The organism is Rathayibacter sp. AY1F4 (assembly GCF_002931775.1).
In the GTDB taxonomy this organism is placed as follows: domain Bacteria; phylum Actinomycetota; class Actinomycetes; order Actinomycetales; family Microbacteriaceae; genus Rathayibacter.
On record NZ_PSVE01000006.1, the window covers coordinates 130002 to 150335 of the forward strand.

Consider the following 20334-nt stretch of genomic DNA (forward strand, 5'->3'; position numbering starts at 1 on the left):
CGCCCGCCGCACGCCCGCATCCCGGAGGCCGGAAGGACCGACTGCCCGCGAGGGCCGTCCGGGCCTCCCGGCCTCCGTCGTGCTGCGAGCGCGTCCGCAACCGGGGCCGGGACGCTGCAGCGGGCGCCGAACGGGCCGGAGAGGGCGATCCGCCCTCGATCGCCGACGCGATCCAGGCCGGTCTCGGCGGCGGTCCCCCGCCCCGACCCGGCGGCTCGCCGGGAACGACGGACGGCCGGCCCCCCGCAGGGAGCCGGCCATCCGGCCTCGCAGGATCTACAGGCCCTGGGAGAGGCGGTAGTACGTCGCGTTCGAGCGGATGTCGGACTCGAAGCCGCGGAGGGTGGTCGACTCGTCGATCACCAGGAGCTCGACGCCGGCGATGCGGGCGAAGTCCTCCCACGCCTCCAGGCCGATCTGCGTCGTCATCACCGTGTGGTGCGCGGCGCCGGCGGTGATCCAGGCGGCGGCACTGGTGCCGAAGTCCGGGGCGGGCTGCCAGACGGCGCGGCCGACCGGCAGGTGCGGGAGCGTCTGGGGCGGCTCGACGTTCCGGACCGTGTTCGCGACCAGGCGGAAGCGCTCGCGGACGTCGCTCAGGGCGACCACCACGGCCGGGCCGGCGTCGGCGGTGAAGACCAGGCGCACCGGGTCCTCGCGGCCGCCGATGCCCAGCGGGTGGATCTCGAGCGAGGCGCGCTTCGACGACAGGGACGGCGACACCTCGAGCATGTGCGCGCCGAGGATGAGCTCCTCGCCGGGCGTCATGTCGTAGGTGTAGTCCTCCATCAGGCTGGTGCCGCCGGGGAGGCTGGCGCCCATGACGGCGGCGATGCGGATGAGGACGGCCGTCTTCCAGTCGCCCTCGCCGCCGAAGCCGTAGCCGTCGGCCATGAGGCGCTGCACGGCGAGTCCGGGGAGCTGGCGGAGCCCGCCGAGGTCCTCGAAGCTGTCGGTGAACGCCTCGAAGCCGCCCTCCTCCAGGAACGAGCGCAGGCCGATCTCGACCGCGGCGCCGTAGCGGAGCGACTCGTGGCGCTCGCCGCCGGGGAGCAGCTCGGGGACCACGTCGTAGCTCTCGAGGTACTCCGCGACGAGGGCGTCGATCTGCTCGGAGGTGGCGGCGTCGACGCGCTCGACGAGCTCGTTCACTCCCCAGGTGTTGATGCTGACGCCGAGGCGGATCTCGGCCTCGGTCTTGTCGCCCTCGGTGACGGCGACGTTGCGCATGTTGTCGCCGAAGCGGGCGACCTTCATGCTCTGCGAGGCGGACCAGCCTGCGGCCGCGCGCGACCAGGTGCCGATGGCCTCGGTGACGCGAGCGTCGCTCGCGTGGCCGACGACGGTCTTCCGGGGCACGCTCATCCGGCTGAGGATGTAGCCGTGCTCGCGGTCGCCGTGCGCGGCCTGGTTGAGGTTCATGAAGTCGAAGTCGATGTCCTGCCACGGCAGGGCGACGTTCGCCTGGGTGTGGAAGTGCAGCAGCGGCTTGGCGAGCGCGTCGAAGCCGTGGATCCACATCTTCGAGGGGCTGAAGGTGTGCATCCAGGTGATGACGCCCACGACGGAGTCGTCGGAGTTCGCCTCGATCATGGTGCGGCGGATGGCGTCGGAGCTCTTCAGCACCGGCTTCCACTCGACGGTCACGGGGATCGCGCCCGCCTCGTTCAGCTGCGCGACGACGGCCTGCGACTGCTCGGCGACCTGGCGGAGGGTGTCCTCGCCGTAGAGGTCCTGGCTGCCGGTCAGGAACCAGACGGTGCGGGTGGCGAGGTCGGGGATGATGCTCTGGTACACGCTCATGCGATGGCTCCGGTGGGGTTCTGTCCGTAGACGTTCTGGTAGCGGTCGAACAGGGCGTCGATCGACTCCTGCGGGATGGGGACGAGCTCGCCGCCCTGGCGCGCGAGGTGCACGGTGCGGGCGACGTCCTCGGCCATGACGGCCGCCTTGACGGCGTCCTTCGCGTCCTTGCCGATGGTGAAGACGCCGTGGTTCTGCATCAGGACCGCGCGCGAGCGGTGGCCGCTGAGGGTCGCGACGATGCCGCGGCCGATGGAGTCGTCGCCGATGATCGCGAACGGGCCGATGGGGATCTCCCCGCCGAACTCGTCGGCCATCGCGGTGATGACGCAGGGGATCGACTCGGCGCGGGCCGCCCACGCGGTCGCGTAGGTGGAGTGCGTGTGCACGACTCCGCCGACCTCGGGCATCTCGCGGTACACGTAGGCGTGCGCCGCGGTGTCGCTGGAGGGGCTGCGGTCGCTGCCGGGGGTGCCGGGGACGACGTTCCCGTCGAGGTCGCAGAGGATCATGTTCTCGGGCGCGAGGTCGTCGTAGGAGACGCCGCTGGGCTTGATCACGAAGAGGTCGGCGCCGGGCACGCGGCCCGAGATGTTCCCGCCGGTCCAGATGACGAGGCCGTAGCGGACGAGCTCGGAGTGCAGCCGCGCGACGTCCTCGCGGACGCGGGCGATCGCCTCCTCGACGGCGGGGTTCTGGGTGGTCATGCGGTGGCTCCCTGGTTCTGCGGGTCGGTGAGGGTCTCGACGGCGGTCTGCTCGACGGCGAGGCCGGCGCGGTAGCGCTCGAGGTAGGCGGAGAAGCCGGCGACGTCGTCCGCGTCGGGGGCGACGGTCTCGAAGCCGGAGTCGCCGAAGACCTGATCGGTGAGGTACGCGTCGAGCGCGACTCCGCTCTGCAGGCGGTAGGCGGCGAGCACCGCCATGCCCCACGGGCCGCCCTCGGAGGCGGTCGCGGCGACCGAGACGGGGGCGTCGAGCGCGCCGGCGAGGAAGCGCTGGGCGACCCCGGCGGTGCGGAACATGCCTCCGTGCGCGAACATCTCGTCGATCCGGACGCCCTCGCCCGCGAGGACGCGCATGCCCAGAGCCAGCGTGCCGAACACGCCGTAGAGCTGCGCGCGCATGAAGTTGGCGAGCGTGAGCCGCGAGTCGGGGGTGCGCACGACGAGCGGGCGGCCCTCGACCAGCCCGGCGATCGGCTCGCCCGCGAGGTGGTTGTAGGCGAGCAGTCCGCCCGCGTCCGCCTCGCCCTCGAGCGCCTCGGCGAAGAGGGTGCCGTAGACGGCGTCGCTGTCGGAGGGTCCGCCGGATGCGGCGGCGAATCGCGAGAACAGGCCGACCCAGCCGGCGAGCTCGCTGGCTCCGTTGTTGCAGTGGACCATCGCGACGAGGTCGCCGGCGGGGGTTGCGACGAGGTCGAGCTCGTGGTGCACGCTCTCCAGCGGGCCCTCGAGGACGACCATGGCGAAGATGCTGGTGCCGGCGCTGACGTTGCCGGTGCGCGGGGCGACGGAGTTGGTCGCCACCATGCCGGTGCCGGCGTCGCCCTCGGGCGGGCAGGCGGGGGCGCCGGGCCGGAGGGAGCCGGTGGGGTCGAGCAGGAGCGCGCCCTCGGCGGTGAGCGAGCCGGCGTCGGCGCCCGCGGGGAGCACGGCGGGCAGCAGCTCGCGCAGGGGCTTCACGGCGCCGGCCGCGCGCGCGTCGTAGAGGTCGACGACGCGCTGGTCGTAGTCGCGGGTCGCCGGGTCGGTCGGGACCATGCCGGAGGCGTCGCCGACTCCGAGGACCTTCTCGCCGGTGAGGCGCCAGTGCACGTATCCGGCGAGGGTGGTGAGGAAGTCGATCCGCTCGACGTGCGGCTCGGAGTCGAGGACCGCCTGGTGCAGGTGCGCGAGCGACCAGCGCAGGGGGATGTTGGCGCCGAACAGCTCGGTGAGCTCGGCCGACGCGGGCCCGGTGCTGGTGTTGCGCCAGGTGCGGAAGGGGACGAGCAGCCCGCCGTCCGCATCGAAGGGGAGGTAGCCGTGCATCATCGCCGAGACGCCGAGCGCCCCGACGGAGGAGAGCTGCACGCCGTGGCGCGAGGAGGCGTCGGCGACGAGGTCCGCGTAGGCGGCCTGGAGGCCCGCGTGGACGGCGTCGAGGGAGTAGGTCCAGCGGCGGTCGACGAACTGGTTCTCCCACTCGTGGCTGCCGACCGCGAGGACCACGGACGGGTCGGCCGCGTCGACCAGGCACGCCTTGATCCGGGTGGAGCCGAGCTCGATGCCGAGGGCGGTGGCGCCGCTCGTGATCACGTCGGCGGGGGTGGGCCTGCGCTGGTCCATCATGCTCCTCGCTCGGGCGATGTGACCGTTCACAAAGCCCCGGGTCAGCGTAGGCGAAACGGCTCGGGGTCGGCAAGCGAGGGGCCCGCCGGCGGGGTCCGACTGCTCCTCCTCCGCCGCAAGCCCCTTCCGCCGGGGCCGCCCGCTTGGTCGCCTGAGGCATGCGTGAGATCAGACTCGTCAGACTCGTCACCCGCCTCGAGAACGCCGCCGCCCTCGATCTGCTCGTCGGCCGGGTGAAGCGGGCCGTGAACGCGGTGGTCCGGCCGCAGCCGGTGCGGGACGTGCTGCACGGCGTCCCGGTCGGCCACCCCGTCCATCCGCTGCTCGTCCTCGTGCCCACCGGCGCCTGAGTGTCGGCGGCGGTGCTCGACCTGCTGCCGGGGAACCAGCGGGCGGCGCGGACCCTCGTCGGTGTCGGCGTGATCAGCGTCCTGCCGACCGCCGCCTCCGGCTTCACCGACTGGTCGGAGCTGCACGAGCAGCAGACCCGCGTCGGGCTGGTGCACTCGGCGGCCGACGTGGTCGCGACGGGCCTCTACGCCGCGTCGTGGCTGCAGCGCCGCCGCGGGCGCACCACGAGCGGGAAGGTGCTCGGGATGCTCGGGCTCGCCGTCGTCTCGGGCGGCGGCTACCTGGGCGGCCACCTCAGCTACCGGCAGGCGGCGGGGGCGAACCACGCGGAGGACGTGCCGCACCGCTTCCCCTCGGGCTGGCAGGAGCTCGGCGCCCTGGCGGACCTGCCGGAGCGCACGCCGGTGAGGAGGGAGGTCGCGGGCCTCCCCCTGCTCGCCTTCCGCCGGGGCGAGCGGATCGACGTGCTCTCGAACGTCTGCAGCCACCTCTCGGGCCCGCTCGACGAGGGCGAGGTCTCGGCGGACGGCTCGGGGGAGGCGTGCGTCGCCTGCCCGTGGCACGGCAGCGCCTTCTCGCTCGAGACCGGCGAGGTGCTGCGGGGGCCGGCCACCTCGCCGCAGCCGCGGTTCGAGACGCGGGTGCGCGAGGGGCGCGTGGAGGTGCTGCTGCCGCACGCGGGGTGAGGCGGGGGCGGTGCTGCTCAGGCCTGAGCCGTCGACGCCCGCTCCACCAGCACCGGCGGCACCGGGCGGTCGACGGCGGGCTCCTCGCCGCGCAGCTCGGCGAGCACGACGCCGATCGTGCGGCGGCCGACCTCCGCGAAGTCCTGGCGGATGGTCGTCAGCGGCGGCTGGTAGTGCGCCGCCTCGGGCACGTCGTCGAAGCCGACGACGCTGAGGTCCTCGGGCACGCGCAGTCCCCGCTCGGTGCAGGCGTGCAGGAGTCCGAGGGCCATCTGGTCGTTGCCGGCGAACACCGCGGTCGGCAGAAGCGCGGCTCCGAGGAGGCGGAGGCCGGCGCGGTAGCCGGACTCGGCGCTCCAGTCGCCCTCCACGACGGCGACGGGGTCGAGGCCGGCCGCGCTCATCCCGGCGGCGAAGCCCTCGAGCCGCGCCTGCGCCTCCACCCAGTGCTGCGGACCGGCGAGGTGCGCGATGCGGGTGTGGCCGAGGCCGACGAGGTGCTCGGTCGCCAGTCGTGCTCCGGCCGCCTGGTCGACGAGGAGCAGGGAGTCGGCTCCGCGGTCCGTCGCGCCGAGCGTCACCGACGGGACGCCGATCGCGAGGCTCTCGATCGCCTCCAGCGCGCGCTCCTGCGGGGCGAGGACCACGATCGCCTCCACCGACTCCCGCCGCAGGTGGGCGAGGCCGTCGGCCAGCGACTCCGCGTCCGGCGCCGCGTTCACGACCGGGACCCGGTAGCCCGCGTCGCGCGCCGCCTGCTCGATCGCGGCCATCGCGGTGGCGGTGCCGTAGAAGCTGTGGCTCTCGGCGGCGAGGATCCCGATCAGGCCGGAGCGGCTCGTCGCCAGGGCGCGGGCGGCGGCGCTGGGGCGGAAGCCGAGATCCTCGATCGCGGCGAGCACGCGCTCCCGGGTGCGCGGCCGCAGCTGGGGGCTGTCGTTGAGCACGCGCGAGACCGTCTGGTACGACACTCCTGCCCGCACCGCGACGTCGCGGATGGTCGGCGCGCGGTCGAGGGGCATGGCCACACCGTAGCGGTGCGTGCGCCCCCGCCCCCTCCCGCGAGACGCCTCCCGGGTGCGCGTCCGTCGGCGGGTCGCGTACCGGAGCGGCGTCCCGCGGGCGCGGGTCAGGGGCCGCCGAGCCAGTGGTCGATGCGGTGGTGGTCGGGGGTGAAGCCGTGGTCGACGCCCCAGAGGACGGCCTGCGTGCGGCTGGTCGCGCCGATCTTGCCGTAGACGCTGCGGATGTAGGACTTCACCGTGTTGGGGCTGAGGTAGGTGAGCGCGGCGACGTCGGCGTTGCTCTTGCCCTGCGTGATGAGCGCGAGGATCTCCGACTCCCGGTCGGTGATGCCCTCGTGGCGGCCCGGCCAGTCGAGGCCCGGTGCGCTGCCCGCCCGCCGCGGAGGATCGCTGACGACGACCTCGCCCGCGGCCACCCGCTCGAGCGCGGCCACCAGCTCCCGCGCGGGCAGGGTCTTGGAGAGGTAGCCGTGGACGCCCTGCTCGAGGGCGTCCGCGATCAGCGTCGGCGCGAAGTTCCACGTGTAGACGACCACGTGCTCGGCCCGCTCGTTGCGCACCAGCTCCGCGATCTCGTGGTGGTCCGACTCCGGCTGGGCGAACGAGTCGTAGAGGACGACGTCGATCCGGTCGGAGAGGGAGGCGTTCGCGTCGATCTCGGCGACGACCACCCGGTCGCGGTAGTGGTCGAACATGTGCGCGAGGCCTGTGAGGACGACGTCGTAGTCGTCGACGAGCGCGACGGTGAGGGGCGCACGGCGGGTCATGGTCGGACGCTACCGCACCGGTCTTCTCGGCGAGCACACCCCCAGGGGTGTACCGCTGCCTCCTCCGGGGTGGTTGCGTAGCCACCGGTCCCGCAACCGCGGAACCGACCAGCGGGCCCCCGCCCGCACAACGGAAGGACGACCGCCATGCTCGGTCTCATCATCAGCCTCATCGTCGTCGGACTCATCGCAGGAGCGCTGGCCCGGCTCATCGTCCCCGGGAAGCAGAGCATCAGCATCGGCATGACCATCGTGCTCGGCATCGTCGGCTCGTTCGTCGGCGGTTTCCTCGGCTTCCTGATCTTCCAGCACGACCCGATGGACGGCTTCTTCCAGCCCGCCGGCATCATCGGCTCGATCATCGGAGCGATCATCGTCCTGCTCGTCTACACCCGCTTCGCCGGCCGCTCCGCCGCTCGCCGCTGACCCGCAGCGCTCGGCGACGGCGAGGCCGCTGCCGACCCGCGCTCCGCGGGCGTGCAGGCAGCACGCTGACCGGCGGCCCCGGCCAGGCTCCCTCCACGGGCCGGGCCGTCGTGCTGTGCGCGGGGTGCCCGGGCGTCGACCGCGGTCTCGGACGCTGCGTCCGCGGGTGCCGACGCTCCGTCCGCGGAGCCCGCGCCGCGTCCTCCGACCTCTGTGGATCGGCGGCCGAGTCCCTGGCGGCCGCGTCGGTGGCTGCCGAGGCCGTCGCCGCAGAGTCCGCAGCCGCGCAGTCCGTCGCCGCCCAGCCGCTGCGCACCGGGGTGCGCGATGCTCGGGCGATGCCGCTCGTCGTCCCCGATTCCCTCGTCCCGCTCGCGCTCCGGCTCGCCCGCGCGAACCGCACCTTCGTCAGCGCGGAGGGAGCCCGCCGCCGCATCCGGGAGCGCGCGCTCCGTCCCGCCTCCTACGGACCGCCGCCCCGCCTCCGGCCCGGTGTGCGCGTCGACGTGGAGCAGGTCGGCTCCTGGCCGGTCTACACGATCCGCCCGCGGGTGATCCGCGGCGGCGTCGTCTACGTCCACGGCGGCGGCTGGGTGAACGAGATCGCGCCCCAGCACTGGTGGCTCGCCGCCCGCATCGCCGACGAGGCCTCGGTCGCGGTGACCCTCCCGATCTACCCGCTCGTGCCCTTCGGTACGGCGCTCGAGGCGCGCGACGGCGTCCGCTCCCTGGTGCTGCGGAGTCTGGAGCGGCACGGCGCGACCTCCCTCGCCGGCGACTCGGCGGGCGGCCAGATCGCCCTCTCGACGGCCCTCGCCCTGCGCGACGAGGGGGTGGTCCTGCCGCGCACGACCCTCGTCTCGCCCGCGCTCGACCTCTCCTGGAGCAACCCGCGGATCCCCGAGGTGCAGCCGACCGATCCCTGGCTCGGCACCCCGGGCGGTCGCGTGCTCGCCGAGAGCTGGCGCGGCGCCCTCGACCTGCTCGATCCCGTGGTCAGCCCGCTGTTCGGCGACCTGGCGGGCCTCGGCCCCCTCACCGTCTTCACGGGCACGCGTGACGTCCTCAATCCGGACGCCCACGTGCTGGCCGAGCGGGCGGCGGCCGCCGCGGTCCCGTTCGAGCTCCACGAGGCCGTCGGGCAGGTGCATGTGTACCCGCTCGTGCCCACGCGGGCCGGCCGCGAGGCGCAGCACGACCTGGTCGAGGGGCTCCGCGTGGCGGTCTGATCGGAGGCTCGCCCAGGCGTCCGGCAGGCTCCTCTCAGTCCGTCTTCCGTATGGCGGACGGCGCCTCCGCCCGCTCGTCCACGACGTCGAGGCGAGCCAGCGCGTTCGCCGTCCCCCGGCGGCCCCGCGTCGCCACCAGGCCGATCATCGCGGCCGCCGCGAGGACGAAGGCGAGCAGCGACCAGAAGCCGCCCTCGACGGCGAGCAGGGTCGACCAGCCGCCCGATCCCGCCGCCCAGCGCACGAGCCGCTGCCAGAGGAGCGGTCGCGGCTCGGGACGCAGGCGCACCACCGTCTCGCCGAGGGTCCGTCCGGACCGCAGCACGATCACCAGCTGGAGCAGCGGAGCGACGAACGGCAGGGCTCCGAGAACCACGTCCCCGGGGCTCGAGCGCGTGTCCACCCCCGCGAGCACGAGGCCGACCCCGGTGATCGAGACGAGCGCGCCCGTGATGAGGCTCAGCGCGAGAACGTCGCAGAACATGCCGAACGCGCGGCGGCGGATCGTGACCGGGCGGGCCAGCTCCGGCACCGCGCCCTCGGTCCGGCGGGTGAAGAGGAGGAGGACGGGGGAGAGGAGGGTGCCGAGCAGGGCGCCGGCCGTGTTGGCCAGCAGGTCGTCGACGTCGAAGAGCCTGTAGGCGCACGGGTAGAGGAACCAGTCGCCCGTGAGCTGCGTGACCTCGATGAGGAGCGAGACGGCGAAGCCGACGACGGTGCCGCCGATCAGCCCGGCGACGAGGCGCCCGCGCAGAGCGAGGTGTCGGACGAGCATCCCGAGGGGGACGAAGAAGACCACGTTCAGGAGCACCTGCGCGGACGCGGGGTTCGTCAGCAGCGCGCGGGGCCCGTCGATCCCGCCCTCCTTCGCGATGTCCGCGACGAAGGCGAACAGGCGCAGCTGCGGACCCGATCCGGTGCGGCAGGCGGCGGCGACCGTCGCCTCGTCGGGCAGGGGGAGGAGCGTGTAGGTGACGAGGGCGAGCGCGTAGACCACGGCGGCGAAGGCCAGCACCGCGTTGCCGATCCCGAGGACGCCGCGGCGCCGGTACTGCAGGGCGGCCCAGGGCACGAGGCCCACGAGGGCGACGGCGGAGCCGAACAGGAGGGCGAGCACGGCGGAGGTCATCCATCGACAGTAGGAGAGTGCGACCCGATCCCGACCGCTTGGCGCATCAGTCGCCTCCGCCAGCGCGATTCGTCCCTCCCCAGCGCGGGATCCGCGCACCCGTCCACGGATCCGAGCGATCCCCGCCCGCCGCCCCCACGCCCTGCTAGCGTTTCCTGGGTCGCGTCCAAGAAACGCGAGCACTCCCGACCCCTCCACGAAAGACGTCATGCCGCTGCGCCCCCGCCTCCTCGCCCTCCCCGCCGCCGTCGCGGCCGCCGCGCTCCTGCTCAGCGGCTGCACCGCCGAGACGCCCGACGCCTCCAGCACCCCCGTCGACGGCGGGACGCTGACCTACGCGTCCGGCGACGCCGAGCCCACCTGCCTCGACCCGCACGTCGGCGGCAACTACCCGCAGGCGCTCCTCGCGACGCAGGTGCTCGAGTCGCTCGTCTCGCGCGACGCAGACGGCACCATCACGCCGTGGCTGGCCGAGTCGTGGACCGTCTCGGACGACGCGCTCAGCTACGACTTCACCCTGCGCGAGGGCGTGACCTTCACCGACGGCACCGCCCTCGACGCGGAGGCGGTCGCCGCGAACATCGCGCACCTGCAGGACCCGGCGACCAAGTCCTCCACCGGCTACCTCGCCGTGGCGAAGGTCGCCTCCGTCACCGCGGTCTCGCCGACCGTCGCCCGCTTCACCCTGACCGCGCCGGACAGTGCGCTGCTCGAGTCGCTCGCGCAGCCGTGGACCGCGATCGAGTCGCCCGCCGGCATCGCCCGCGGCGAGGAGGCCAACTGCGAGGCGCCCGTCGGAACCGGCCCCTTCGCCGTCTCGGAGTGGGTCAAGCAGGACCACGTGACCCTCACCCGCAACGAGGCCTACGACGCCTCGACCGGCCCGACCGGGGACGGCCACGAGGGCCCCGCGCACCTGGCGAGCATCACCTGGCGCTTCATCCCCGACTCCGCCACCCGCTACGCGGCGCTGCAGTCGGGCGAGGTCGACGTGCTCGACAACGCCCAGCCCGACACCCTGAAGGCCGCGACCGGAGCGACCGACCTCGTCGAGCTCGACGCGCCCCGGCCCGGCTCGGTCAACCGCCTCGAGCTCAACTCCGGGCAGGCGCCGTTCGACGACGAGTCCGTCCGCGAGGCGTTCGTCCGCGGCGTCGGCGTGAACGACGCGATCGACTCCCTCTTCTTCGGCACCGCCGAGCGCTCCTACTCCCCGCTGTCCAGCCGCGAGGCGACCGCGTACTCCGACCCGTCGCTCTTCGAGGACGCCGGCTCCGACTCCGAGGCGGCCGCCGCCGAGGACCTGCTCGAGAAGGCCGGCTGGGTGGACTCGGACGGCGACGGCATCCGCGAGAAGGACGGCACGCCGCTGACGCTGCGCTTCCCCGTCAGCACCAACCAGTCGATCCCGGCCGAGCAGTCGCTGTTCGAGCAGATCCAGGCCTCGGCGAAGACCCTCGGCTTCGACGTGCGGATCAGCCTGCTCGACCTGTCGAGCTGGTACACCGCGCTCGCGTCGAACGAGTACGAGCTGGTGAGCGCCCCGTACACGAAGGTCGGACCCGACGTGCTGCGGATCCTCTACTCCTCCTCCGGCATCACCCCCGCGCCGAGCGGCTACTTCGCCAACCACGCGCAGATCGCCGACCCCGCCCTCGACTCGCTGCTCGAGCAGGCGAGCGCCACGACCGACGAGGACGCCCGCGCCGACCTGTACGAGCAGGCGCAGCGGATCGTCCTCGAGGGCTACTGGATCCTGCCGCTCTACGACCAGCAGAACCACTACCTGCACCGGTCGGCCGTCCAGGGCCTCGTCGCCCTCGACACCGTGTCGACCCCCTGGTTCGCCGACGCCTGGGTCTGACCCGGCTCCGGAGAGCCGCCTGCACCGATCGATGAGCGGACGCATGGTCGAGTAGTCGCCGCAGCGGCGCACCGAGACCCCGCGATCGGGATGGCCGGATCACGATGCGACCGCTCCGCGGGCTGCTCGATCAGCAGGTATCCGTCCTCCATGCTGGTCGAGTAGTCGCCGACGGACGCGCATCGCGTGCTCCGGAGGGAGCGGGCCTCGACGAAGCCCCGCCCCCTCCACCGCCCCGACCAGAGAGGACGCCCGCCCGCATGATCCGTCGCGTGCTCCTCCGCCTCGGTGGCGCCCTCGTGGTGCTGTGGGCCGTCGCGACCGCCGTCTTCGTCCTCATCCGCCTCGTCCCCGGCGATCCGGCGGAGGCGATCCTCGGCGGTCCGGGCTCGCAGGCGTCGCCCGAGGCGCTCGCCGCGGTGCGGGAGCAGTACGGCCTCGACCAGCCGCTCCTCGTGCAGTACCTGGTGCAGCTCGGCAGGCTCGCGCGCGGCGACCTCGGCACCTCCTACTCCCTGCGCACTCCCGTCGCGCAGATCCTCGGCGCGCAGCTGCCCGGCACCCTCCTGCTCGCCGTGCTCGCGCTCACCGCCGCATGGTTCCTGGCGCTCGCGACCGCCCTCTGGTCGACCCGGGGCGGCCGCCTCGCCGCCGCGGTCGGGTCCGGCCTCGAGCTCACGGCAGCCGCGCTCCCGCACTTCTGGCTGGCGACCGTGCTGATCGCCGTCTTCGCGACCGCGCTGCGCTGGCTGCCCCCGGTCAGCACAGGGTCGCCCGCCGGGCTGGTGCTGCCGACGCTCACCCTCGCGATCCCGCTGGCGGGCTTCCTCGGCCAGGTGATGCGCCGCTCCCTCCTCGACGCGCTGGAGTCGCCGTTCGTGCTCGCCGCTCGGGCGCGCGGCGAGGGCGAGCTCGGCGTCCGCGCCCGCCACGCGCTGCGCCACGCGGTGCTGCCGGGCGTCTCACTCTCGGGCTGGGCGTTCGGCTACCTGATCGGCGGGGCCGTGGTGGTCGAGACGATCTTCGCGAGGCCGGGGCTCGGCCGGACGCTCCTCGCGGCGGTGACGGTCCGCGACGTGCCGGTGGTGACGGGTGTCGTGCTGGTCACGGCGCTGGCGTACATCGTCGTGACCCTCGCCACCGATCTGCTGACGCGCGTGATCGACCCGCGGCTGGCCCGGCGGGAGGTGGTCGCGTGAGCGAGCTCGAGCTGCGCGCCGCCCGCCCGCTCCGCCGGGGTCCCTCCCGCCTCCGCGCCGGCGAGGTGCTGGCCGCGGTCTTCGTCGTGCTGCTCCTGCTCGCCGCCGTCGCGCCCGGGCTGCTCGCCCCCTCCGATCCGCTCGCCGTCGCCCCGCGCGACGCCTTCACCCCACCGGGTGCCGCGCACCTGCTCGGCACCGACGAGTCCGGTCGCGACGTCCTCAGCCGCCTCATCGCGGGGGCCGGCGCATCCCTCCTGATCGGCGCCAGCGCCACCGCGATCGGCCTCGTCCTCGGCGCGGTGCTCGGGGTGGTCGCGGCGTTCGGCGGCCGCGTCGTCGACGGCGTGATCGGCCGCGTGCTCGAGGTGCTCTTCGCCTTCCCCGCGCTCCTGCTCGCGCTGCTCGTGATCGTGGTCACGGGTCCCGGAGTCGTCCCCGCCACCATCGCGGTCGGCCTCTCGACCGCACCGGGGTACGCCCGCATCCTGCGCACGCAGCTGCTCGGCATCCGCGACTCCGGCTACGTCGAGGCGGCGCGCGTGCTGGGGCACGGACCCGTCCGCATCCTCGTCCGGCACGTCCTCCCCAACACCTTCGGGCCGCTCGCCGTGCTGGCGACCCTCGGCGTCGGCCAGGCGATCGTCTGGGCCTCGGCCCTCAGCTACCTGGGCCTGGGCGCCGAGCCGCCCGCGCCGGAGTGGGGCGCGATGCTCTCGGCGGGCCGCACCTACCTCGCGAGCGCGTGGTGGCTGACCGTGTTCCCGGGGCTGGCGATCGTGCTGACCACGATCGCGACGACGGTCCTCGGCGGGCGTCTGCGGGGTGCGCGGTGAGCGCGGTCGTCGTCGAGGGGCTCCGGGTCGCCTTCGACGGAGTCGAGGTGGTGCACGGGGTCTCGTTCCGCGTGGAGCCGGGGGAGTGCGTCGCGATCGTCGGCGAGTCCGGGTCGGGCAAGAGCGTCACCGCGCGAGCGCTGCTGGGGCTGAGCGGAGGCGCCGTGACCGGGAGCGTCCGCGTCGGCGGGACCGAGGTGGTCGGAGCGGGCGAGCGGGAGCTGCGGCGGCTGCGCGGCGGATCCGTCGGCTTCGTCCCGCAGGACGCGCTGCTCTCGCTCGACCCGCTGCGCCCGATCGGCCGCGAGATCGGCGACGTGCTCCGCCTCCACGGCCGCCTCCCCGCGGCCGAGCGCGCGCAGCGGACGGTCGAGGCCCTGGCGAGCGTCGGCATGCCGGAGCCGGCCGAGCGGATGCGGGAGCGCTCCGGCGACCTCTCCGGCGGGCTCCGCCAGCGCGCCCTCCTCGCGGCGGCCGTGGCACTCGATCCGCCGCTGCTCGTCGCCGACGAGCCGACCACCGCGCTCGACGTGACCGTCCAGGCCCGCGTGCTCGAGCTCTTCGCCGAGCAGAAGGCGCGCGGCCGGGCGCTCGTCCTGGTCTCGCACGACCTCGCGGTGGTGGCGGGCCTCGCCGACCGCATCCTCGTGCTCGCCGACGGCCGCGTGGTGGAGGAGGGGACCGCGGCCGAGGTGCTGCGCGCGCCCCGCAGCCCCGAGGCCCGCGCGCTCGTGGCCGCCGTCCCCGCCGGGCGCCCGCGCGGCTCCCGGCTCACCGACCCGACCGCACCGGCGACCCCGCCCGAGACCCCCGGCGAGGTCGTGGTCGCGGCCCGCGGACTCGCCGCCCGCTTCCCGCTGCCCGGCGGAGGAGTGCGGGTCGCGGTCGACGACGTCGACCTCCGGCTGCGGCGCGGCGAGACCGTGGGGCTCGTCGGCGAGTCCGGGTCGGGCAAGAGCACGGTGGCCCGGCTCGTGCTGGCGCTGCGGCGTCCGGACGCGGGCGCCGTCGAGCTGTTCGGCGAGCCGTGGTCGGCAGCGACCGAGCGCTCCCGCCGTCCCCGCCGCCCGCGGATCGGCGCCGTCTACCAGGACAGCCTCTCCTCGTTCGACCCGCGCTGGAGCGTCGGCCGCCTCCTCCGCGACGCCGGCGCCGCCTCCGTGCCCGCGCTGCTCGAGAGCGTGGGGCTCGACCCCGCCCTGGAGCGGCGCTCGCCGCGGACCCTCTCCGGCGGTCAGCGCCAGCGCGTCTCGATCGCCCGGGCGCTGGCGACGCGCCCCGACGTGCTGATCTGCGACGAGCCCGTCTCGGCCCTCGACGTGTCGGTGCAGGCGCAGATCCTCGACCTGCTCGACGACCTGCAGCGCCGTCACGGCCTCGCCCTCCTCCTCATCTCGCACGACCTCGGCGTGATCGCCCACATGAGCGATCGCATCGCCGTGATGCGCGAGGGCCGGATCGTCGAGGCGGGGCCGGCCGCGTCGCTCCTCGCCGCACCGCAGGAGGAGTACACGCGCCGCCTGCTCGCCGCCGCCCCGCGCCTCGAGCGCTGAGCCGTCCGCGGCGGCGCGCCCGCCCGCAGCGCCGAGACGCCGCGCTGCCCGCCGGGACACCGCCTCAGCAGCGGTGTCTCGAAGCGCCCCCGCGCAAGCCCGCGCCGCGAATCCGCCGCACCTCCACTACGTGTCGGACCTGCGGCGTAGCGTTGCCGAGGTGATGCGCCCGACGACCCAGACCCTCGGCCAGCTCCGTGCCTCCGGGCACGTGCAGAAGAGCCTCCGCACCGAGATCCGCGACAACCTGCTCGACGCCCTGCGCGAGGGCCGCGACCCCTGGCCGGGCCTGCACGGCTTCGCCGAGACGGTCATCCCGCAGGTCGAGCGCGCCGTCATCGCCGGCCACGACATCGTCCTGCTGGGCGAGCGCGGCCAGGGCAAGACCCGCCTCCTGCGCACCCTCGTCGGCCTGCTCGACGAGTGGACGCCCGTCATCGAGGGGTCCGAGCTGGGCGAGCACCCCTACGAGCCGATCACCACGGAGAGCCGCCGCCGAGCGGAGGAGCTGGGCGAGGACCTGCCCGTCGTGTGGAGGCCCCGCGAGGAGCGCTACGTCGAGAAGCTGGCCACCCCCGACACCAGCGTCGCCGACCTCATCGGCGACGTCGACCCGATGAAGGTGGCCGAGGGCCGCAGCCTGGGCGATCCGGAGACCATCCACTTCGGCCTCATCCCGCGCAGCCACCGCGGCATCGTCGCGATCAACGAGCTGCCGGACCTGGCCGAGCGGATCCAGGTCGCCATGCTCAACGTGATGGAGGAGCGCGACATCCAGATCCGCGGCTACGTCCTCCGCCTCCCCCTCGACGTCCTCGTCGTCGCGAGCGCGAACCCGGAGGACTACACGAACCGCGGCCGGATCATCACGCCGCTGAAGGACCGCTTCGGCGCCGAGATCCGCACCCACTACCCGACCGCTCTCGTCGACGAGGTCGCCGTCATCCGGCAGGAGGCGGACCTCGTCGCGACCGTGCCCGATGCGCTCATCGAGATCCTCGCCCGCTTCACGCGGGCCCTGCGCGAGTCGAGCTCCGTCGACCAGCGCAGCGGCGTCAGCGCCCGCTTCGCCATCGCCGGCGCCGAGACCATCGCCGCCGCCGCCCTGCACCGCGCCACCCGCCGCGGCGAGGAGGAGGCGGTCGCCCGCCCCATCGACCTCGAGACCGCCGTCGACGTGCTCGGCGGCAAGATCGAGTTCGAGTCGGGGGAGGAGGGCCGCGAGGACGAGATCCTCGACCACCTGCTCCGTCAGGCCACCGCCGAGACCGTCCGCGCCCACCTGCGCGGCGTCGACCTCGGGCCGCTCGTCGAGGCGGTCGAGAACGGCGCGATGATCACGACCGGCGAGCAGGTGACCGCCCGCGAGTTCCTGGCCGGCCTGCCGCTGCTGGGCGAGGCCCGCGTGTACGACGAGGTCGCCGAGCGCCTCGACGCCGTGGGGGAGGGGCGCCGCGCCGGAGCGGTCGAGCTCGCCCTCGAGGGCCTCTACCTCTCGCGCAAGCTGAGCAAGGAGACGGGCGGGGGCGAGGCCGTCTATGGCTGATGCTCCGCGCGGCAACCGGCGGCTTAAGCGCGACGCGCGCTACGCGAAGTACGACGGGGGACCCGATCCGCTCGCTCCTCCGGTCGACCTGAAGGAGGCCCTCGACGCGATCGGCGAGGACGTGATGGGCGGCACCTCGCCCGAGCGCGCCCTGCGCGAGTTCCTCCGCCGGGGCACCCGCGACCGCGAGGGCCTGGACGACCTGGCCGCCCGCGTCGCCGAGCGGCGTCGCGAGCTCACGCAGAGGAACAACCTCGACGGCACGCTCCGCGAGATCCGCGAGCTCCTCGACAAGGCCGTCCTCGCCGAGCGCAAGCAGCTCGCCCGCGACACGCAGATGGACGACGGCGACCGCGCGCTCGCCGAGATCCAGCTCGACAGCCTCCCGCCCTCGCCGGCCGCGGCCGTCTCGGAGCTCCGCGACTACCGCTGGCAGAGCCCCGAGGCGCGCGCCGACTTCGAGCGGATCCGCGAGCTCCTCGGCCGCGAGATGCTCGATCAGCGCTTCGAGGGGATGAAGCAGGCCCTCGAGAACGCGAGCGACGAGGACCGCGCCGCGATCGACGCGATGCTCCGCGACCTGAACGAGCTGCTCGAGGCGCACGCGCGCGGCGAGGACACCCCCGAGCAGTTCGACGCCTTCATGGAGCAGCACGGCGAGTACTTCCCCGAGGGACCGGAGTCGGTGGACGAGCTGATCGACGCGCTCGCCGCCCGCGCGGCCGCGGCCCAGCGGATGCGCAACTCGATGACCGCCGAGCAGCGCGCCGAGCTCGACGCCCTCGCCCAGGAGGCCTTCGGCACGCCGGAGCTCATGCAGTCCCTCGGCCGCCTCGACGAGACCCTGCGGGGGCTCCGTCCCGGCGAGGACTGGGGCGGCTCCGAGCGGATGGACGGCGAGCAGGGGCTCGGCCTCGGCGACGGGACGGGCCTGTTCCAGGAGCTGGCCGACCTCGACGCCCTCGCCGACCAGCTCGCGCAGACGGACCGCTCCTCCCTCGACGACCTCGACCTCGACCTGCTGGCGAAGCGCCTCGGCGAGGACGCCTCGGTCGACGCGCAGACGCTGAAGCGCCTGGAGCGGGCCCTGCGCGACTCCGGGACCCTGCGCCGCGGCTCCGACGGCCGCCTCGCCCTCAGCCCGAAGGCCATGCGCCAGCTCGGCAAAGCGCTCCTGCGCGACATAGCCGAGACCGTCTCCGGCCGTCAGGGCGCCCGCGACGTCCGGCGCGCGGGCGCGGCGGGCGAGCGCTCCGGAGCGACGCGCTCGTGGGAGTTCGGCGACACCGAGGCCTGGGACATCCCCCGCACGGTGACCAACGCCCTCACCCGCACCGCCGGCGAGGGCCGACCGGTCGGCTCCGGTGTGCGCATCCGGATCGACGACGTCGAGGTGCAGGAGACGGAGGCGCGCACGCAGGCCTGCGTCGCGCTCCTCGTCGACACGTCGTTCTCGATGGCGATGGACGGCCGCTGGGTGCCGATGAAGCGCACCGCGCTCGCCCTGCACACCCTGATCAGCAGCCGGTTCCGCGGCGACGCGCTGCAGCTCGTCGCCTTCGGCCGACGCGCCGAGGTGATGGACGTCGAGCAGCTGGTCGGCCTGGACGCGGAATGGGACAAGGGCACGAACCTGCACCACGCGCTGCTGCTGGCCAACCGGCACTTCCGCAAGCACCCGAACGCGCAGCCGGTGCTGCTCATCGTCACCGACGGCGAGCCGACCGCGCACCTCGAGCCCGACGGCGGCGTCTTCTTCGACTACCCGCCGGACCCGCTGACCGTCGCCGTCTCGGTCCGCGAGCTCGACGCGTCGCTCCGCCTCGGCGCGCACACCACGTTCTTCCGCCTGGGCGACGACCCGGGCCTCGCGCGCTTCATCGACTCGCTCGCCCGCCGGGTCGGCGGCTCGGTGGTGAACCCGGAGGCGGAGGACCTGGGAGCGGCCGTCGTCTCCTCCTACCTCGGCGCTCGCGGCGCGGGTCCGGGAGGCGGCGGAGCGCCGGGCGAGGAGCTGTTCGGCCGCGGCTGGAGCTTCTGAGCCGTTCAGGATGCAGGAGGGATCCGCTCCCGCGCCTGAGGATCAGCGCGTCTCCGCCGCTCCGGAGGCGTTCGTCCTGAGTTCTGACCGCGCCCGGCTCAGAACAGCGGCCAGGGCACCGCGGGCATCCCGCCCCGCGGGCCCGGGAAGCGGCCGAAGGAGCCGAGCCGCTCGCAGCGCTTCGCGAACGCGGCGACCTCGTCCTCGGTGAGCAGCTCCGAGAGCGCCTCGCCGAGCGGTCCGTCGATCTGCGCGCGCAGGAGCGTCAGCGCCGTCAGCTCCTCCTCGAGCAGCGGTTCGCCGATCCAGCCCCAGAGGACCGTGCGCAGCTTGTGCTCGGAGTGGAAGGTGAGGCCGTGGTCGACCCCGTAGCGGTGGCCGTCGGGCAGCGCGAGCACGTGCCCGCCCTTCCTGTCCGCGTTGTTGGCGACCACGTCGAACACGGCCATCCGGCGCAGCGCCGTCGAGTCCTCGTGCACGAGGGAGATGTCGCGGTCCTCCTCGTCGCTGCCGTCGAGGACGTGCCGCCATCCGTCGGGCACGGCGTCGGCGGCCACCAGGTCGACCGCGTCCTGGTCCGGATCGATATCCTGCCAGAGCTGGACCATGCCCGGCCCGAGCGGACCGTCGCGGAGCCACGTGCGCGGCACCACGTTCCAGCCGAGCGCCTCCGAGACGAGGTAGGCGGCGACCTCGCGGCCCGCGAGCACGCCGTCCGGGAAGTCCCACAGCGGCTTCTCGCCCGAGATCGGCTTGTAGACGACGGACGTCTCGCCGAGCTGCGCGAGGAACGTCGCGTTCGAGGCGATCGTGATCCTTCCGGCCAGCTCCAGCTCGCCGTCGAGCCCGCCCGGGTCGCTCATGCGAGCGGGCAGTCGTGCCCGTCGGGATCCATCGGCTCGCCGCAGCGGGGGCAGAGCGGACGTCCGGCGCCGACGACCTCGAGGGTGCGCTTCGCGAAGGCGCGCGCCGTTCCGACCGGGATCTTCACCTGCAGCATCTCGGTGGGCTCGGGCTCCTCCTCGGAGTCGTCCTCCGCCTCGGTCAGCGGGTAGGCCTCGATCACGATCTGCGCGGTGGACGGGTCCCAGCCGAGGCTGAGCCCGCCGACGCGGAACTCGGGCTCCACGGGCTGGTCGAGCGGGTCGTTGTCGACGAGCTCCGGAGGAGTGCCGGCGGGGACGCTGACCGGATTGCCCTGGGCGGTCATCAGCTGGTCGAGGATCTCGTCGATCTTCTCGGCGAGGAGGGCCGACTGCTGCTTCTCGAGGCCGACGCTGACCAAGCGGGGCCCGGTCTTGGCCTGGAGGTAGAAGGAGCGCGAGCCGGGTGAGCCGACGGTTCCCACGACGACGCGATCGGGCCAGTCGAATCCGTGCACGATCGGAGGCATGCCCCCAGTCTACGAGCGCCCGCCTCCGCAGTGGCTGCGCGCGTCGGCCTCGGGCGGCCAGCCGATCGAGCAGCCGTCTCTTCTGCTGATCGAGCCCCCCGCGGAGCGGGCGCATCGAGATCCACCGCCGCCGAGCACCCGCATCCCTGCCGCT

General features: G+C 74.2%; 18 protein-coding genes. 10 read left to right on the forward strand and 8 right to left on the reverse strand.

Annotated elements, in window-relative coordinates; all coding sequences use genetic code 11:
* Positions 1 to 276 precede the first annotated feature (276 nt).
* Genes araA through C5C59_RS05495 form a run of 3 tightly spaced genes read right to left on the reverse strand, consistent with a single transcriptional unit; the run spans position 277 to position 4132 of the window.
* The gene (gene araA, locus C5C59_RS05485; RefSeq protein ID WP_104238446.1) at positions 277 to 1803 is read right to left on the reverse strand and encodes an L-arabinose isomerase; all 1527 of its coding nucleotides are present in this window, start codon (positions 1801 to 1803) and stop codon (positions 277 to 279) included.
* Entirely contained in the window at positions 1800 to 2510 is a 711-nt protein-coding gene (locus C5C59_RS05490) for an L-ribulose-5-phosphate 4-epimerase (RefSeq protein WP_104238447.1), read from the reverse strand. The genes araA and C5C59_RS05490 overlap by 4 nt, the downstream gene beginning before the upstream one ends.
* Complete coding sequence (locus C5C59_RS05495; protein ID WP_104233642.1) at positions 2507 to 4132, reverse strand: xylulokinase; 1626 nt, start codon at positions 4130 to 4132, stop codon at positions 2507 to 2509. Before C5C59_RS05495 ends, C5C59_RS05490 begins: the two co-directional genes overlap by 4 nt.
* A 161-nt stretch (positions 4133 to 4293) precedes the next feature.
* Between C5C59_RS05495 and C5C59_RS17705 the strand changes: the two genes are divergently transcribed.
* Both C5C59_RS17705 and C5C59_RS05500 read left to right on the forward strand, forming a co-directional pair.
* Positions 4294 to 4485: a hypothetical protein gene (locus tag C5C59_RS17705; protein ID WP_308470712.1), complete on the forward strand. Its 192-nt coding sequence runs from the start codon at positions 4294 to 4296 to the stop codon at positions 4483 to 4485.
* 12 nt (positions 4486 to 4497) lie between these two features.
* Positions 4498 to 5172: a Rieske (2Fe-2S) protein gene (locus C5C59_RS05500; protein WP_308470713.1), complete on the forward strand. Its 675-nt coding sequence runs from the start codon at positions 4498 to 4500 to the stop codon at positions 5170 to 5172.
* 17 nt (positions 5173 to 5189) lie between these two features.
* On the opposite strand, the gene C5C59_RS05505 is transcribed toward C5C59_RS05500, so the two are convergent.
* Both C5C59_RS05505 and C5C59_RS05510 read right to left on the reverse strand, forming a co-directional pair.
* Positions 5190 to 6194: a LacI family DNA-binding transcriptional regulator gene (locus C5C59_RS05505; protein ID WP_104238448.1), complete on the reverse strand. Its 1005-nt coding sequence runs from the start codon at positions 6192 to 6194 to the stop codon at positions 5190 to 5192.
* Positions 6195 to 6301: 107 nt separating this feature from the next.
* Entirely contained in the window at positions 6302 to 6964 is a 663-nt protein-coding gene (locus C5C59_RS05510) for a response regulator transcription factor (protein WP_104225041.1), read from the reverse strand.
* Positions 6965 to 7111: 147 nt separating this feature from the next.
* On the opposite strand from C5C59_RS05510, the gene C5C59_RS05515 reads away from it, so the two are divergent.
* A complete protein-coding gene (locus C5C59_RS05515; protein ID WP_104225042.1) occupies positions 7112 to 7390 on the forward strand; it encodes a GlsB/YeaQ/YmgE family stress response membrane protein in 279 nt (92 codons plus the stop codon).
* 248 nt (positions 7391 to 7638) lie between these two features.
* Positions 7639 to 8619, forward strand: a complete 981-nt coding sequence (locus tag C5C59_RS05520; protein WP_258062605.1) for an alpha/beta hydrolase — start codon at positions 7639 to 7641, stop codon at positions 8617 to 8619.
* A gap of 34 nt (positions 8620 to 8653) precedes the next feature.
* Here the strand turns inward: C5C59_RS05520 and C5C59_RS05525 are convergent, their stop codons facing one another.
* Complete coding sequence (locus C5C59_RS05525) at positions 8654 to 9748, reverse strand: VanZ family protein (RefSeq protein WP_181134833.1); 1095 nt, start codon at positions 9746 to 9748, stop codon at positions 8654 to 8656.
* A gap of 208 nt (positions 9749 to 9956) precedes the next feature.
* On the opposite strand from C5C59_RS05525, the gene C5C59_RS05530 reads away from it, so the two are divergent.
* The 6 genes from C5C59_RS05530 to C5C59_RS05555 all read left to right on the forward strand — a co-directional run bounded on the left by C5C59_RS05530 (position 9957) and on the right by C5C59_RS05555 (position 18787).
* On the forward strand, positions 9957 to 11612 hold the full coding sequence (locus C5C59_RS05530; RefSeq protein WP_104238830.1) for an ABC transporter substrate-binding protein: 1656 nt from the start codon (positions 9957 to 9959) through the stop codon (positions 11610 to 11612).
* Between the two features lie 260 nt (positions 11613 to 11872).
* A complete protein-coding gene (locus tag C5C59_RS05535) occupies positions 11873 to 12811 on the forward strand; it encodes an ABC transporter permease (protein WP_104238831.1) in 939 nt (312 codons plus the stop codon).
* Complete coding sequence (locus C5C59_RS05540; RefSeq protein WP_104225046.1) at positions 12808 to 13647, forward strand: ABC transporter permease; 840 nt, start codon at positions 12808 to 12810, stop codon at positions 13645 to 13647. Before C5C59_RS05535 ends, C5C59_RS05540 begins: the two co-directional genes overlap by 4 nt.
* Positions 13644 to 15200: an ABC transporter ATP-binding protein gene (locus C5C59_RS05545; RefSeq protein WP_104238832.1), complete on the forward strand. Its 1557-nt coding sequence runs from the start codon at positions 13644 to 13646 to the stop codon at positions 15198 to 15200. Before C5C59_RS05540 ends, C5C59_RS05545 begins: the two co-directional genes overlap by 4 nt.
* Before the next feature lie 163 nt (positions 15201 to 15363).
* Positions 15364 to 16746 carry a magnesium chelatase gene (locus C5C59_RS05550; RefSeq protein ID WP_104238833.1) on the forward strand — a complete coding sequence of 461 codons (1383 nt, stop codon included), beginning with the start codon at positions 15364 to 15366 and terminating at the stop codon, positions 16744 to 16746.
* A complete protein-coding gene (locus C5C59_RS05555) occupies positions 16739 to 18787 on the forward strand; it encodes a VWA domain-containing protein (protein WP_104238834.1) in 2049 nt (682 codons plus the stop codon). The genes C5C59_RS05550 and C5C59_RS05555 overlap by 8 nt, the downstream gene beginning before the upstream one ends.
* A gap of 98 nt (positions 18788 to 18885) precedes the next feature.
* On the opposite strand, the gene C5C59_RS05560 is transcribed toward C5C59_RS05555, so the two are convergent.
* Complete coding sequence (locus tag C5C59_RS05560) at positions 18886 to 19650, reverse strand: SCO1664 family protein (protein ID WP_104238835.1); 765 nt, start codon at positions 19648 to 19650, stop codon at positions 18886 to 18888.
* Positions 19647 to 20180 carry a DUF3090 domain-containing protein gene (locus tag C5C59_RS05565; protein ID WP_104238836.1) on the reverse strand — a complete coding sequence of 178 codons (534 nt, stop codon included), beginning with the start codon at positions 20178 to 20180 and terminating at the stop codon, positions 19647 to 19649. The genes C5C59_RS05560 and C5C59_RS05565 overlap by 4 nt, the downstream gene beginning before the upstream one ends.
* Positions 20181 to 20334 lie beyond the last annotated feature (154 nt).